The organism is Bradyrhizobium sp. U531, from assembly GCF_051710265.1.
GTDB lineage: Bacteria > Pseudomonadota > Alphaproteobacteria > Rhizobiales > Xanthobacteraceae > Bradyrhizobium.
Map to the genome: position 1 here is coordinate 117,730 of NZ_JASVEN010000009.1, position 14,529 is coordinate 132,258.

The 14,529-nt window shown below is 65.8% G+C and carries 13 protein-coding genes and 1 tRNA gene; 6 read left to right on the forward strand and 8 right to left on the reverse strand.

What is annotated here, in order from left to right; translation table 11 throughout:
* Window positions 1-1,083: 1,083 nt before the first annotated feature.
* From QRQ56_RS31270 to QRQ56_RS31285, 4 genes are all read right to left on the reverse strand, one after another.
* The gene (locus QRQ56_RS31270; protein WP_438745178.1) at window positions 1,084-3,393 is read right to left on the reverse strand and encodes an AAA family ATPase; all 2,310 of its coding nucleotides are present in this window, start codon (window positions 3,391-3,393) and stop codon (window positions 1,084-1,086) included.
* Window positions 3,390-3,833 carry a hypothetical protein gene (locus QRQ56_RS31275; protein ID WP_438745179.1) on the reverse strand — a complete coding sequence of 148 codons (444 nt, stop codon included), beginning with the start codon at window positions 3,831-3,833 and terminating at the stop codon, window positions 3,390-3,392. Before QRQ56_RS31275 ends, QRQ56_RS31270 begins: the two co-directional genes overlap by 4 nt.
* A 177-nt stretch (window positions 3,834-4,010) precedes the next feature.
* The gene (locus QRQ56_RS31280) at window positions 4,011-4,586 is read right to left on the reverse strand and encodes a hypothetical protein (protein ID WP_438745180.1); all 576 of its coding nucleotides are present in this window, start codon (window positions 4,584-4,586) and stop codon (window positions 4,011-4,013) included.
* Between the two features lie 2 nt (window positions 4,587-4,588).
* The gene (locus QRQ56_RS31285) at window positions 4,589-4,900 is read right to left on the reverse strand and encodes an HNH endonuclease (RefSeq protein ID WP_438745181.1); all 312 of its coding nucleotides are present in this window, start codon (window positions 4,898-4,900) and stop codon (window positions 4,589-4,591) included.
* 213 nt (window positions 4,901-5,113) lie between these two features.
* Here QRQ56_RS31285 and QRQ56_RS31290 point away from each other — a divergent pair, with 213 nt between their 5' ends.
* Window positions 5,114-5,383: a helix-turn-helix domain-containing protein gene (locus tag QRQ56_RS31290; protein ID WP_438745182.1), complete on the forward strand. Its 270-nt coding sequence runs from the start codon at window positions 5,114-5,116 to the stop codon at window positions 5,381-5,383.
* A 371-nt stretch (window positions 5,384-5,754) separates the two neighbouring features.
* Entirely contained in the window at window positions 5,755-6,300 is a 546-nt protein-coding gene (locus QRQ56_RS31295; RefSeq protein WP_438745183.1) for a hypothetical protein, read from the forward strand.
* A 274-nt stretch (window positions 6,301-6,574) separates the two neighbouring features.
* Here the strand turns inward: QRQ56_RS31295 and QRQ56_RS31300 are convergent.
* The 4 genes from QRQ56_RS31300 to mnmA form a co-directional block, all read right to left on the reverse strand.
* Window positions 6,575-6,651 (reverse strand) — tRNA-Met (locus QRQ56_RS31300).
* 295 nt (window positions 6,652-6,946) lie between these two features.
* Window positions 6,947-7,303 carry a hypothetical protein gene (locus QRQ56_RS31305; RefSeq protein WP_438745185.1) on the reverse strand — a complete coding sequence of 119 codons (357 nt, stop codon included), beginning with the start codon at window positions 7,301-7,303 and terminating at the stop codon, window positions 6,947-6,949.
* Between the two features lie 219 nt (window positions 7,304-7,522).
* The gene (locus QRQ56_RS31310; RefSeq protein WP_438745186.1) at window positions 7,523-8,161 is read right to left on the reverse strand and encodes a class I SAM-dependent methyltransferase; all 639 of its coding nucleotides are present in this window, start codon (window positions 8,159-8,161) and stop codon (window positions 7,523-7,525) included.
* Window positions 8,162-8,210: 49 nt separating this feature from the next.
* The gene (gene mnmA / locus QRQ56_RS31315; RefSeq protein WP_438745188.1) at window positions 8,211-9,392 is read right to left on the reverse strand and encodes a tRNA 2-thiouridine(34) synthase MnmA; all 1,182 of its coding nucleotides are present in this window, start codon (window positions 9,390-9,392) and stop codon (window positions 8,211-8,213) included.
* A 348-nt stretch (window positions 9,393-9,740) separates the two neighbouring features.
* On the opposite strand from mnmA, the gene QRQ56_RS31320 reads away from it, so the two are divergent.
* From QRQ56_RS31320 to fliF, 4 genes are all read left to right on the forward strand, one after another.
* A complete protein-coding gene (locus tag QRQ56_RS31320) occupies window positions 9,741-11,372 on the forward strand; it encodes a flagellar hook-length control protein FliK (protein ID WP_438745189.1) in 1,632 nt (543 codons plus the stop codon).
* A 13-nt stretch (window positions 11,373-11,385) separates the two neighbouring features.
* Window positions 11,386-12,090 (forward strand): flagellar hook assembly protein FlgD, encoded by a 705-nt coding sequence (locus QRQ56_RS31325; protein ID WP_438745190.1) that lies wholly within the window; start codon window positions 11,386-11,388, stop codon window positions 12,088-12,090.
* A 344-nt stretch (window positions 12,091-12,434) separates the two neighbouring features.
* Window positions 12,435-12,710 carry a CtrA inhibitor SciP gene (gene sciP / locus QRQ56_RS31330; protein ID WP_002714638.1) on the forward strand — a complete coding sequence of 92 codons (276 nt, stop codon included), beginning with the start codon at window positions 12,435-12,437 and terminating at the stop codon, window positions 12,708-12,710.
* A 184-nt stretch (window positions 12,711-12,894) separates the two neighbouring features.
* Window positions 12,895-14,508: a flagellar basal-body MS-ring/collar protein FliF gene (fliF, locus tag QRQ56_RS31335; protein ID WP_438745191.1), complete on the forward strand. Its 1,614-nt coding sequence runs from the start codon at window positions 12,895-12,897 to the stop codon at window positions 14,506-14,508.
* Window positions 14,509-14,529 lie beyond the last annotated feature (21 nt).

Below are 14,529 nucleotides of genomic sequence, written 5' to 3' on the forward strand. Positions count from 1 at the left end.
ATCAGACGCCACGAAGTCTGACGGACGGTGAAGGCGTTTCCGTCCTCGCTTAGTTCGGCATCGTCGCCCTGCCCGCGCGCGATCCGCGCGAACGCCTTCGCGAAGCCGGGAGCGCCCGGCTCGACGCCGCCGAGGTGGGGCGGCGACTTCGTCGAAAGTATGCATACCGACCAGCCTGGCCGCTGCACCCGCTAGATGCCCGCCCTCGTCCGGACCGAGAGCGGCGACGGTCTCCGGGACGATCGAAGTAATATACTCCATCGAGTAGTTGCGAAGCACCTTGAGCAGGCGTTCTTCGGGCCAAGTATTTTCGGGAAGTTTCGGCGCACGCTCCGGATCGAAGGCCGGACAACGCTCTCCCGGCGAGAACTGGAGCCGCTCCTCGGGAGTGAGGTCGTGGTCCCACTCCTTGTAGTATCCCTTCAACCCGGGCTGCCCGTCGACGGTCTGGCCGGTGCAGACGAAGCCCAGTCGCGGATTGCCGAGAACGACGCCGTTGTTGGCGTGCTACCCCGTAGCATCGCGCGCGATACGTCGGAAGCATCCCGCAGATCGTCGTACCCGACCAGATCCACCGCGGCGGCGGATACCGGACCCGAGCCATTCTGCCGTTTGCGTAGACGTACTCGACCTTGACGCCGCCGACCTGATTGGACAGGTAGTGGTACTGCGCGCAGGCCACCGCGTTCGGCAGATCGTCGAGCCCGAGTTTCTTCAGACCGGGAAGGAAGCGGGCCAGTTGTTGACGGCGGAAGGTGCGGAATACGATTTCTGCTGCGCGCTGCGGCCCCGCTTGCGACGACACCTTGAGAATGAGGCCAGTCAGGTAGGAGTGATAAATCAAGTCTATGGCGCGATACGTTGCGACATCAGCGGCTGTTTCGTGGCTCTTTGTCTTCACTTCTTCGCCTCGAGGCCAGCCGTGAAGAAATCCGCGATCGAGCGCGGCGATCGGCAATCTCGTTGAGCGCTGATAGGAAAGACGGCCGCAATATGCGTTCGGCCCAGGGGCCTTCCCGATCTATTCCTTTTGACCGCCGTCAGTCCGTCGGGTATGGGACTTCACATCCGCTGTTCACAAGTTCAATCAGTACGGAGCTGCGGAAACGTGATCACGGTCCCGCCCTGCTCGCCCAACGACGACCCATCGTGTTCGCCCCGAGGTGCCTCCACGTTTGCAGCCGCGGATCGCTCGGCCTCAAGCAACGCGGCGATCTCGGCTCCGGCGAGGCTTCCCCGCTCGAAGAGCCGGCGCGCGGCCGCGATCAACACGGCCCGGTTGGCCTCCAGCAGTTCGCGGCAGGTGCGATCCGCCTCGGCGAGCTCGATGCCGACCGCTGCACGAATGTCGGTATAGCGGAGAAACTCCTCGGCCCGACGCAGGTCGCCGAGATGCGTCAAGGGCGACGGGCCCGACAGTCCCAGTCCGCCCAACATCGCGCAGCTCAACCTGGTAGCCTCAGCAAGGTCATCCTGAGCCCCGTGGGATGCCGCGCCAAGCAGGACTTCCTCGGCGGCGCGGCCGGCAAGCACGACCTCGAGTCTGAAGCGATAAGCGGTCGCAGTGCCGTCGAACACAGGCATCCCGGTACGCATCGACATCCCAAGTCGCCCGCCCGTGCGCGTCGTGTTGGCTACGACGCCGTCGGCGCCGAAGCGCAGCACATCTATGAGAGCATGCCCCGCTTCGTGGGCCGAGGTCCGCCAACGTTGCTCGTCGGAGATGCCGCCGTCGCCGACGACGGCACGGTGGAGGTCGTCGAGCTGCAGCTGGCGGTGCTCGTGGCGCGCGATCCGGCGCGCGTCCTTGACCACACGCTCCGCGTCAGCGCCGGTCATGCTGGCCGCCGACATCACCACGGCCGAGATGTCGGCACCCGCGAGATCGCCGTTCAGCCGCACCCGGAAGATCCTCTCGAGTTCTTCGGCACTGGGCGGACCGATGCGGACGACGTTCTCGAAGCGGCCCGCGCGGAGCAGCGCGGGGTCGCAGGCCTCGACCTCGTTGGTGCAGCCGATCAAGAACACGCCCTCGCGCCGGCGTACCCCATCGACCTCTTCAAGCAGGGCGTTGATGCAGTTCCTGACATAGTCGGAGTGCGCGTGCTTGACGCCGCGACGGTCGACGAAGCTGTCGCACTCCTCAAGCAGCATCACGCACGGGGCCAGCGCCCGGGCGGAGGCGAAATCGCGCCGCATTGCGGCCAGGAAGTCGCCGAGGTGCCCCTCCGCCTGCCAGGAATAGTACGAGCAGACGATCAGCGGCAGGCCGGATTTCGAATCCTCGCCCGACGCGCTACGTGCAAAGGCCTCCGCGAACAGCGTCTTGCCGACGCCGGGCGGTCCGGCGAGCATCACGGCACTCGATACCGCATCCCATGGGATCTCGCCGCGGCGCCAGGCGGCGAGATCGGCGATGGCATCGTCGGCCCATGCGCGCGCGCCAGCCATGCCGTGGATCTCGGAGAGCACCAGCCCGCGTGAAGGCCGCTCGGCGGTCTTCGAGGCAGCGAGCCGGCGCAGTTCGCCGATGCACTCTTCCGGTGTCCTATCAAAGCGGATCGCCGCCGCGAGGTCGCCGACACTGAGGTCGCGCAACGTCGCCGCCGGCGCGTGGACCGCAGTCCTCACGCCGGTGACGGCTCGGATGGTGCGCGCCACCGTCGCCGGATCGAGCTTGGGCAACACGATGCGGTGCCGGGCCGCCTCGTTCAAGACTTTGGGCAGGCAGGTGCGGCCGTCGGGCGAGAACGCCACGAACGGCAGCGCGTAACCGCACATGTCGGCGGCGACGCGCTCGAGCCGCTGTTTAGCGGACGCCTTGAGCGGCTCTTTCAACACGACGTAGGCCCCGTCGAGGCCCCTGCGACGTCCGGGAGCGGTCCTGACCAGGTCGATCATCCGCGCCGCGTCGTCGAAGAACACGCCGCTCCACAAGCCCTTAAGTGCTTCGAGCATCGTGCCGTCGGCGACATCAACGACCACGGGAGCGCAACCGGAGACCAAGTCGCGCGCTGCGTCCGGCGCGGCGTCGAAGGCTCGCGCGAGCAACAACGCCGCAGCAATTCGAACCGGGCTGGGGGGGCATCCCTCGCGGCTCGTATTATCTTCGAAGCCCGTCTCGTCGTCGTCGGCCGACGACCGCATCAGGCCAGCGAATCCGCTCGCTTGGGCGGGACGCAGTCGATTGGCGCCGTCACCGAGGTCCCGCCTGAACTGTCGGGCATCGCGCCAAGCCTCGCCGTAAGCGCGCAGTTCGATGGGGCCAATGCCATTGCCACCAAAAGACGGCGTCTCGCCGTTGCCGGCCCCGATAGCACGCGGGATGCTCGTCGCCTTCTGAATGTCTAGACCACGGCCGGCATCCAAGTCGCTCATGGGATGCAGGATCACGACGCGTCTCCCTTCCGCCGCTGCGGCGCCCTCTTGACCCGCGGTCCCGCGCGGCGGCTGCCCAGCCAGATCCGATGCATAGACCAGGACGCCGAGAGGCGCGCTCGTTCGCGCTGCTCGATCGGCATGCGCGCGATCGTGTGCGACAACACCAGCGCGGCCGCGGGGTCGAAGAAAGCACGCGCCAGGAGGACCGTCATGCTGAGGTCAACGCGCAGGCCAATGTGCTGGGGGATGCGCCGACCGACGACGAGACCGACGGCCGCAGCCGCATCACCACGGATCGCCGCACGCCACTCGGGCATCGTGGCGGAGATGCCGGCCACGAAGCTTGCGACCTCGGCCCGCGCGCATTCGTCGAAGGACTCGGCGGTCTTCGTCCGCCAGTAGACGAGCACCGGGGGCAACGCCTCGCCGCTCGAATGTTCGCGGTTGTTCATCGGGCAAAGCTCCGTCGTTCGCGCGAAGGGCCGCGCGTGATGCCGAAGGAAAGATTTGAGAAAGTTAGGCGAGGGAGGGTCCTTGGCGGACCCTGCCCTGCCTCGGCGGGACACGACCCGTCACGTCACGCCGTGCCGGACCACGCCTAGCCTCGGGGTGTCGAGCCAAGCCAAGAATTATTCGAGCTGCGACTCCTCGATCAGGAAGCGACCGAAATCGGGACGGTGGTCGCCGATGCCGAAGGGACCCGCCATGCGGAAGTAGCCGACGACGTCCTCGCGGTTGAGCATGGTGGTGATGAAGGACCCGCGGATGGTCGCGCTCCAGCCGTCGAAGCACGGGCGAGTGCGCGCAACCCGCGATTCGCCGATGCGCACGATCTCGCGATGGCGGAAGCGCGGGTCCTTCCAGAGCTCCTCGACCGTCTTGGGGCCGTCGTACTCCAGCACCGCGGGACCTTCGGCGACGAAGGCAGCCTTGGTCGCCTTGCCCTTGCGGGCCGTCTTGGCGCCGTTGACGAGCGCGCCCTTGATCGCGGCCGGCGGCAGGCACGGCCGGCCCTCGTGAAGCCACAGCGATCCGAAGAATTCGAGCTCCGCGATCCGGTGATGGTCGGCGTCGGTCTTGTGCTGCTTCCCCGTGAGCTTTTTGAGCGCCCTCGCCCCGGGGTCGAACGGGTCGGCGAGCCTGCTGGAGTGCATCAGCATGGGGCCGACGCCGACCAGACGCAGCGTGATCGTCTCCACCGCCATGATCAGACCTCGCCGTCGCTGGGATCGAAGAGCGGCGCCGCCTCGGCGATGCTGCGGACGATGTCGGCGTACGAGGCAGGCTTGTTAGCGTACTTGCGCGCGCGCAGCATGCTCGTCACCACCTCGTGGCATTCGCGGCACAGCACGGTCAGGTCGCCCTCGCGCTCGTTGCCGAGGTTTTCGTAGGTGCGGTGATGCGCCTCGAGTTCCTCGGTTGCCGGGCAGAGCAGGCAGCGATGGCCCGCGGCCGCGAGCGCACGGCGACGATTCTCCCGCCAGGCGGCGCTACGAAGATGCTTCTGGTAGTCCACCATCAGTCGTTGTCCCGGTTGGTGCGTGGGGGATGAATAGCACAGATTTTTGAGTTTGGGGACAAATTGTCACCGAAATCTCAAAAAGATTTTGCTAACCTTAACGTCTGGTTAACAGGAGACGGAGGATTCTACGCGTCGGTCATGGTTGTCCGACCCGCCTCGGCAGCCTGAAGAGGAAAACGATACATTCTGCCTCGTAGAAACAACGGCTCGATGGACGACCACCTGCTGACTCCTTCCTTGCTTCGAGCTGCGCGCGCGCTGCTCGGACTGAGCCAGACCGAGCTGGGGCAGCAGGCAGGCGTGTCGCGCAAGGCAATCGCAACCTTCGAGACCGCCGCGCCCTCCGACCGGCTCGACCCGCGCCGCAAAGCCGTGCTGAAGACCCTGCGGCAATATCTCGAAGTCGAATGCGACATCGAGTTCACGTTCGCGAGCGACAGCACGGGCGAAGGCGTGAGGCTTCGTTCTAAGCCGCGATGAGTGAGCTTGAGCAGGATCGGTTGGAGCGGACTCATCGTCTTCGCTCGAAGCCGAGGCTGGCCGTTAGCGAACAGAACCGCGCGCTTGCCAGAGTGGCAGGAGAGTTCCGGCGGGACATTGCACACAGCTGGGTCACAAGGCACCGACCATACCTGTACAAGCCCTTATCGAAGCTTTGGGCTGCTCCATGAGCAAGCGCTCAAGCGGCCGCTATCTCGCTTCCGATCCTCGCCGCCAACAGGATCCGGTTGGGCCGAACACGAAAATCAGACCGAGCCCGAGAACGAGTGTCGTCACGGTCCTGTAGATCAGCTTCGCCACCGCGATCCGCCGCAGTAACCGCGGCGATCAAAGGATTAGTCACAAATAGAGTGACGCTGCGAGTCGAGCCACGCGTTCCGCTCCAACTCAGCTACGCTGTCTTGGGGCGACCGTCGAACATCGCCTATGACACGGAACGCAACGAGGCCGTTTTGTTTCAGTTGAAATGGCAGCACAACGCGGTCGTCGATACGCGCGCACGGCGCAGCGCCGCGAGGAACCTGATCACCGAAGGTGCTCGTTGGATCAGATCGGTCGGAGACTGGCTCGACCGCCACGGCGTGCACGAACTCGGTCAGCGGGCAGGCCTGGCTTTCAGACCCGGAATTCATGTCGAAATGTTCGTCCTTGCGCGTTATGAAGCGGGCTTTCCAGGGGTCCTGGAAAAGGACGAACGGGCCACGTGGGCTGATTGGGCGCACCTCTTGAGGACATTGTGGGACGTTCGCCGAAGCTCACCCAAGGAGATCGCTCAGCGGCTAAGAGCCGATGCCTCGCGCGCTCAAACTTCCCACGAAGACGAGAGCTTCTTCATGCCGCTCGGCGACCTTACTATCGCTTTCAATCCACCGGTCGAGCCATGGGAGCGGTGCTGACGTTCCGCTGCCGGGCCGGAGCGCATCGGACTTGTTCCGCGCGATTGGTTTCCACGCCGTGCAACCGAGGATTGCGGCTCGACCGAGGTCGATTGAACTACTAATTCCGCAGGATAAGCAGGACTGCTAACCACCCGTCGCAGCCACGTCGTCCGTTGCAGTCAGGTCGACCGTGAGAATTGATCAGCGACCCGCTCGGATGTATCAATGAGACATCCCTCGTGTCGAAACAACGATCGGCTAGGTCTGGGAAATCAACGGGTTATGCTGGAAGTGGTAGCGGGAGAGGGACTCGAACCCCCGACCCCAGGATTATGATTCCCGTGCTCTAACCAGCTGAGCTACCCCGCCACAGGGTCGCGAACGGCGGAAGGCCGATCTCGCGAACGCGCGGCATATAAAGAAGGGGGCGGCGGGAAGTCAAGCAAAGTGGTCCGCCTTTTTCCGCGTTGGCCAAGGCCATGGCGGATAGGCCGCCCAGGGAATCCGGACCATTTTTCAATGCGTTCGTCATGGCCGGGCTTGTCCCGGCCATCCACGCCTCGATTTGTTGGTCTGAGAACGTGGATGCCCGGGACAAGCCCGGGCATGACGGGATCTGGGGAGAATCAGGCACCGCCGACGCCAGGGATTCGGCGCGACGAGCCTATTTCGGCCGCACGGTCGGATCGCCGCCGGGGCTGCCGGGGGGCGGGATGACCGGGGTGTTGCCGCCGGTGTCGGGGGCCGGGGCGTGCATGTCGGGATCGACGCCCGAGGGCGGGCAGAGCACGCCGTCGGTTTTGGCCAGCTTGTCGCCGAGCGGTTCCCGGGACTGGCCGGTGGTGGCACCGTTCGGGGTCGTGGTCAGCCTGTCGGATGGGGCACAGCCGGCGGCGCGTTGCGGAGATGGCGGCGCGGTCGCTTGCGGCGGCGTCGCCGGGGCGGGCGGAGCCTGCGCGATCGAACTGCCGGAGGCGGCGATCAGGAGGCTGGCCAGAATGATGCTCGATGTTGTGCGCATGAGAGGGAAACGCGCCGGGCGGGGGCGATGTTCCCGGGTCGAATGCGATGTGATCGGGGTTTGATCCCCCATTTCTCGTCCGTCATTGCGAGGAGCGCAGCGACGAAGCAATCCAGAATCCCTCCGTGGAGGCAGTCTGGATTGCTTCGCTGCGCTCGCAATGACGGGGAGAGAACTGTGTCCTCTCGCAGGGGCTGGCGCGAGCCCGGCCGCGCGCGCTTACGCCTTGCGGTAGCGGATCAGCGAGAAGTGACCCATCGGCGGCATCGGGCGGCGCTCGGTGAGCGTGATGCCGCCGTGTTTGGCGGCCCAGTCGACGAGACGGGCCCAGGGGAATTCCGGGCGCCAGCCGAGGCGGCGGGCGATCGGCGCGAAGCCGAGCTCGAACAGTTTGCGCGGACCGCTCTCGGCGCCGATGTGGTTGACCAGGATCAGCTCGCCGCCGGGCTTGAGCACGCGCACGAACTCGTCGAGCGTGCCTTCGGGATCGGGCACGGCGGTGATGACGTATTGCGCGACCACCGCGTCGAAGAAGTTTTCGGGGAAGGCGAGGTTCTTGGCGTCCATCACCGAGAGCACTTCGACATTGGAGAGGCGAAGCGTGCGCACGCGCTGCTGCGCCTTGCGCAGCATCGGCTCGGAAATGTCGACGCCGCAGATCTTCGTAGTGCGCGAATAATCGGAGAGCGACAGCCCGGTGCCGACGCCGACGTCGAGGATGCGCCCGCCGATGCGGTCGGCCTCCGCGATGGTCGACTGCCGGCCGGCGTCGAACACCTTGCCGAACACGAGATCATAGACCGGTGCCCAGCGGCCATAGGCCTTCTCGACCCCGGCCCGCGAGATGTCTGCTGCCATGCCCCCTGCCCTTACGCAAAACTCGAGAGTGTGATGACTGTGGGTGAAATCAGCCGCGCACGGCTTCCGCGAGCGGACGCGCTGTCGCGTCGGCCTGCTTCGCGGCGGCGCTCTGGATGAAGCCGCCGCCGAGCACGCGCGCCTGTCCCGAAGGCGCATCGTAGAACACGCAGGCCTGGCCGGGCGAGACGCCCTCCTCGCCGGCGACGAGCTCGACCTCGTAATGGCCGTCGCTGCCGCGCAGCCATGCCGGCTGCGGCGCGCGCGTCGAGCGGACGCGCACGAACAATTCGAGGCCGGAGCCGATGGCGCGGTCGATGTCGCCGCCGCCGATCCAGTTGACGTCGCGAAGTCCGATGCGGTGCATCTTCAGGGCCTCGCGCGGGCCGACGACGACGCGGCGGTGAGCTGCTTCCAGCCGCACCACGAACAGCGGCGCGTGAGCGGCGATGCCGAGACCGCGGCGCTGGCCGACGGTGAAATTGGCGATGCCGTTGTGCCGGCCGAGCACGCGTCCCTCGAGATCGACGATCTCGCCGGGGTCCATCGCGTTCGGGCGCAGGCGGGTGATGATGTCGGTGTAGCGCCCGGTCGGCACGAAGCAGATGTCCTGGCTGTCGTGCTTGTCGGCAACGCTGAGGCCGAAACGGCGCGCGAGCTCGCGCGTCTCGGGCTTGGTCATGTCGCCGAGCGGGAAGCGCAGGAAATCGAGCTGCTCCTGCGTGGTCGCGAACAGGAAGTAGCTCTGGTCGCGGTCGGCATCGGCCGCGCAGACCAGCGCGCGCGAGCCGTCCTCGCGGCGGCGCGAGGCGACGTAATGGCCGGTGGCGAGCGCCTGCGCACCGAGTTCGCGCGCGGTCTTCAGCAGGTCGCGGAATTTGACGCTGCGGTTGCACTCGATGCACGGCACCGGGGTCTCGCCGAGCGCGTAGGAATCGGCAAAATTGTCGATGACGGACTCGCGAAAGCGATCCTCGTAATCGAGCACGTAATGGGGAATGCCGAGCTTGGCGGCGACGTCGCGGGCGTCGTGGATGTCCTGGCCGGCGCAGCAGGCGCCCTTGCGGTGGGTCGCCGCGCCATGATCGTAGAGCTGCAGCGTGATGCCGACGACGTCGTAGCCTTCCGCCTTCAGCAGCGCAGCCGTCGTCGAGGAATCGACGCCGCCCGACATGGCGACGACGACCCTGGTGTCCTCAGGACGGCCTTCGAGATCCAGACTGTTGAGCATGGGCCTTTGAGGGTTGTGACGGCGGCGTGCGGCGATCCGCGATTTCATGCTTCTGGCGGGACATCGGCGATCCCCGGGAACTTTAGTTCCCGAAAGGCACGACTGCCCGGTCGAAAGCGGCTGAGAGTAACTTCTTTAATATAGGCGGCATTCCGGTGAAGCAATCATGCACGCCGCCAGCTTAGGGCAATTCTTGCCGGGGCGGCAGAAATGGCGGGGCTCCAGCGGGCCACCGGGCAATGGGCGCCAATCAACAAGGCATTGATTTTATTACATAAAAAGACGAGGCGCGGCACTGGCCCGCTCCTTGCTCCCTTGATTGCCGAAGTTGTTTCCAAGGGGTCGCCTGTGGTCGGTCGTACGTCAGATGTCGCTGCCAGCGTGCAAGTTTCCAGCACGCAGCAAAAGCCTGCCCGTTCGCAGAGCGCCAAGGAGGCGCAGGTGCCCGACTCCTTCGGGTCGCTGGTCGACAGCAACACCCAGGCGAATGCCGCCGCGCAGGCCCAAGCTCAGGACAGCGCGCCGCGGCGGAGCGATTCGTCTGCCGCAGACAAGAGCCCGCGCGACAGCGCAGTCACGGACCAGCCCTCGCAGAGCAAGGCGAGCGACGACACCGACACATCCGTCCCATCAAGGGACGACAAGACCAGCGATACCAGCGCCGATCCGTCCAAGGATGCCGGCAACGACAAGATCAAAGCCAAGGATAAGGCCAAGGACAAGTCCGAGACCTCGGACGCCAAGTCGGCTGACTCCTCCAAGGAGACCGAGGGCGACAAGGCCGGGTCCACCGACGGTCTCGCCGCCTCCGTCGATGCGTCGGCAGCCGCGCAGATCGATGCGGCGACGGCCGCCCTGCCCGATCCGAACGCCATCGTGGTTGCCGCGCCAGTCGTTCCGGCCGATCCGAACCCGGCGGCCAACCAGGCTGCCGCCACCTCGCCGCTGACGATCGCCGCCGCGGGCATTGCCGCCAGCGCCTCGATCGCGGCACAGATCACAGGCGGCAAGACCGACACCGCAACATCGGGCGACAAGAGCGCCAAGGCCGCCGGCGCCAAGGTCGACGCCGACACCACGGCGACGCTGGCCGATGCCACCGACGCAACGGGCGCGACCGCGACCGACGTCAAGCCGGCGAGCGGGCTGGTCCCCGCCGCGCAGACCACGCCGAAGACCTCGTTCCAGGCGGTCGCCGCCGCGCAGGGTCAGGCCGACGTCTCCAATATCGGCCAGGACACCGGCAAGGCGGACTCCGCGGCGGCGCAGGCGCCGACTGCCCCGACCGCCAATCCGGCCGCGCATCCTCAGAACGCAAAGCCGCAGGCCGATGCCGGCGCGACCGACGGCAAGCCCGGCACCGCCGATCGCAACGCCGACGCGACCCCGGCCGCACCGGCGCCGCAGGCCCATGCCGGCGTGCAGGCCGCGATCAGCAGCACCGATTCCAGCGCGCAGGCCGCCTCCGCCGTGCAGGCGCCGCTGACCAACACGACCTCGACCGCGTCCGCATCGACCGCGACGCTGACCGCAACGGCCGCCAACGCCGCGGCGGTGCCGGTCAGCGGCGTGCCGATCGAGATCGCGGCCGCGATCCGCTCCGGCAGGTCCCGCTTCGACATCAGCCTCGATCCGGCCGAGCTTGGCCGCATCGACGTCCGCATCAATGTCGACCGCAACGGCAACGTCACCTCGCATCTGACGGTGGAGAAGCCGGAGACACTGCAGATGCTGCGCCAGGACGCGCCGCAATTGCAGCGCGCGCTCGACGATGCCGGCCTCAAGAGCAACAGCAACGGACTGTCCTTCAGCCTGCGCGACCAGAACTCGTCAGGCCAGAATTCCGGCCAGAACAACGACAATGGCGGCAACGCCCGCCGGCTGATCATCAGCGAGGACGACAGCGTTTCCGCGGCGCCCGTCGGGCGCGGCTATGGCCGCATGCTCGGATCGAGCAGCGGCGTCGACATCAGAGTGTGAGGAGTATTCGATCATGACCACCACGAATGCCGCCACCGCGCCCGGCGTCGTCTCCGGGACGACCGACCTGCCGAAATCCTCCTCGTCGAACTCGCTGAGCTCGACCACGGGCTCGACGCTCGCCGGCAATTTCCAGACCTTCCTGACGCTGCTGACGACGCAGCTGCAGAATCAGAACCCGCTGGATCCGCTCGATACCAACCAGTTCACCCAGCAGCTGGTGCAGTTCGCCGGCGTCGAGCAGCAGCTCAAGACCAACGATGCGCTGTCCCAGCTCGTCACCCTGCAGCAGACCACGCAGGCGACCCAGGCGCTCGGCTTCGTCGGCAAGACCGCGCTGGTCGACGGCTCGACCGCGACGATGAAGAACTCGTCGGCCACCTGGCATCTCAACGTTCCCACCGATTCCACCGTCGACATCACCGTCGCCAATGCCGCCGGCCAGACCGTGTTCACCGGCAAATACACCGCCGGCGCCGGCACCGACGTTCCCTTCACCTGGAACGGCCAGGGCAATGACGGCACGCAATGGCCCGACGGCAAGTACACGATCTCGGCCACGGGCAAGGACGTTGCGAACAACAATGTCGGCATCGCCGCGCAGGTGCAGGGCACCGTGTCGTCCGTCGACCTGACCCAGTCGCCGCCGCTGCTCACCATCGACGGCGCCAGCTATACGCTCAGCCAGGTGAAGAGCATCATCGCGACGAGCAATTAAAGGAGCGCGCCGCGCTCGCCACATAGGAAGCAATTTGACGAAGACTCGTAGTTAGAAAATTTCTTGGTACCACTGCCCGCGTCTCATCGAGAGATCACGCGGTATGGGTCCCTGCCTTCGCAGGGACGACGGCTGAGAGAGCCCTTGCAGGCTCCATTCGTTAGTAAAGTATTTAAGAAGACCCCCTCGACCGGCCCGGACACCCCGTTCCGCCGGCCGAGACGACGGCGCTACCGCCATTTTCAACGAGAATTGTATTGAAGCCTTAGGCTTAGCGGATTTTTAAGCCGCCGGGCGTAGGGTTACGGGCGTGAGTTCAGTGGTTGAGAGTTTGTGAGTACGCCATGACAGAACCCCATCGCCCGAGGGTAAAATACGTCATCGGGCCGGACGGCAGTCCGTTGACGATCGCGGACCTGCCAGCACCCGGCACTAAACGCTGGGTCATCCGCCGCAAGGCCGAAGTCGTTGCCGCTGTTCGCGGTGGACTTCTCTCCCTCGAGGAGGCCTGTAGCCGTTATACCCTGACGGTCGACGAATTCCTCTCCTGGCAGTTTTCCATCGACCAGCATGGTCTGGCGGGTCTTCGAACCACCCGCATTCAGCAATATCGCCAGTAAGCGATCCGGAAATCTGCGGTCTTTGACGAAAATCGGCTTCGCCCCGCGAAGCCGATTTTTTTCCATGTTCGCGACTTTTGTCCGACCTCTTAACCTTCGTTAACCATATCGAAACCATCACCTAGGCAATAATTGCCCAGTCGGCCTTTCCGGTGAAAGCGGCCGAATCTGTTGGGGCGGTTGCTTGCAAGGTCTTGCGGACTTTCTGAAGAGTATCGGCGCCGCCCGGTTCGGGGCGATGATCGCGGTCACCGCCGCGCTCATCGGCTTTTTCGCGTTCGTCATCATGCGGGTCACCACGCCGCAGATGACGACGCTGTTCACCGACCTCAGCGTCGAGGATTCTTCGAGCATTATCAAGGACCTGGAACGCCAGGGCATCCAGTTCGAGATCCGCAATGAGGGCAGCATCATCATGGTGCCCAAGGACAAGGTCACGCGCCTGCGGATGAAGCTCGCCGAGGGCGGCCTGCCCAAGGGCGGCGGCATCGGCTACGAGGTGTTCGACAAGTCCGACGCGCTCGGCACCACCTCTTTCGTCCAGAATATCAATCATTTGCGCGCGCTGGAGGGCGAGCTCGCCCGCACCATCCGCGCCATCGACCGGATCCAGGCCGCCCGCGTCCATCTGGTGCTGCCCGAGCGCCCGTTGTTTTCGCGCGAGGCGCCCGAGCCGTCGGCCTCGATCGTGGTGCGCGTCCGCGGCGCGCTGGACGCCCCGCAGATTCGCGCCATCCGCCACCTCGTCGCTTCCGCCGTCAACGGGCTGAAGCCGCAGCGGGTCTCGATCGTCGACGAAGCCGGCCAGTTGCTCGCCGACGGCGCGGCGACCGATCCGGAGCAGGCGGTCGGCGACGAGCGCCGCATCTCCTTCGAGAAGCGGATGCGCAAGCAGGTCGAGGACATCGTCTCCTCCGTGGTCGGCTCGGGACGCGCCCGCGTTCAGCTCTCGGCCGATTTCGACTTCAACAAGGTCACCCAGACCTCGGACAAGTTCGATCCCGAAGGCCGCGTGCTGCGCTCGAGCCAGACCCGCGAAGAGCAGAGCATGACCGCCGACAACAACGGCCAGGTCACCGTCAACAACGAGCTCCCGGGCAACCAGCAGAACAGCGGCGCCACGGCCAAGGACCAGAGCAAGAAGACCGAAGAGACCAACAATTACGAGATCTCCCGCACCACCAAGACCGAGGTGACCGAGGCCGGCCGGGTCAACCGCATCTCGGTCGCAGTGCTGGTGGACGGCATCTACACCAAGAACGACAAGGGCGAGCTGGCCTACACCGACCGCACCAAGGAGCAGCTCGACCGCATCTCCGCGCTGGTGCGCTCGGCGATCGGCTTCGACCAGAAGCGCGGCGACCAGGTCGAGGTCGTCAATCTGCGCTTTGCCGACGCCCCCTCCACCGCCCCGATCAGCGAGCCCGGCGGCTTCCTCGGCATGCTGCAGTTCACCAAGGACGACGTCATGTACTTCGTCGAGCTCGGCGTGATGATGCTGCTCGGCCTCGTCGTGCTGTTCCTGGTGATCCGCCCGCTGGTCAAGCGCATCCTCGCCTCCGACGAAGTCGCCGCCGCCATCAGCGGCGTGCTCGCCGGCCCCGCCGCCTCCGAAGAGGCCGCACCGGCCAGCGGCCAGCCGCTCCTGCCGGGCGCCGCCGCCAGCGCGATCGACGTCGCCACCATTCAGGGCCAGGTCCACGCCCAGTCCGTTCACCGTGTCGGCGAGCTCGCCGAGCGCAACCCCAACGAAACCGTCGCCATCATCCGCCAGTGGCTCACCGAGCCCACCAAGTAACCCAACGCCAAGTGAATCAAG

What these genes read in the sequence shown, in the direction of transcription:
- QRQ56_RS31275 (WP_438745179.1), bottom strand. Translation starts at nt 3,833, where the DNA reads ATGAACAACCGCGAACATTCGAGCGGCGAGGCGTTGCCCCCGGTGCTC.
- QRQ56_RS31280 (WP_438745180.1), bottom strand. Translation starts at nt 4,586, where the DNA reads ATGGCGGTGGAGACGATCACGCTGCGTCTGGTCGGCGTCGGCCCCATG.
- QRQ56_RS31285 (WP_438745181.1), bottom strand. Translation starts at nt 4,900, where the DNA reads ATGGTGGACTACCAGAAGCATCTTCGTAGCGCCGCCTGGCGGGAGAAT.
- QRQ56_RS31290 (WP_438745182.1), top strand. Translation starts at nt 5,114, where the DNA reads ATGGACGACCACCTGCTGACTCCTTCCTTGCTTCGAGCTGCGCGCGCG.
- QRQ56_RS31305 (WP_438745185.1), bottom strand. Translation starts at nt 7,303, where the DNA reads ATGCGCACAACATCGAGCATCATTCTGGCCAGCCTCCTGATCGCCGCC.
- QRQ56_RS31310 (WP_438745186.1), bottom strand. Translation starts at nt 8,161, where the DNA reads ATGGCAGCAGACATCTCGCGGGCCGGGGTCGAGAAGGCCTATGGCCGC.
- mnmA (WP_438745188.1), bottom strand. Translation starts at nt 9,392, where the DNA reads ATGCTCAACAGTCTGGATCTCGAAGGCCGTCCTGAGGACACCAGGGTC.
- QRQ56_RS31325 (WP_438745190.1), top strand. Translation starts at nt 11,386, where the DNA reads ATGACCACCACGAATGCCGCCACCGCGCCCGGCGTCGTCTCCGGGACG.
- sciP (WP_002714638.1), top strand. Translation starts at nt 12,435, where the DNA reads ATGACAGAACCCCATCGCCCGAGGGTAAAATACGTCATCGGGCCGGAC.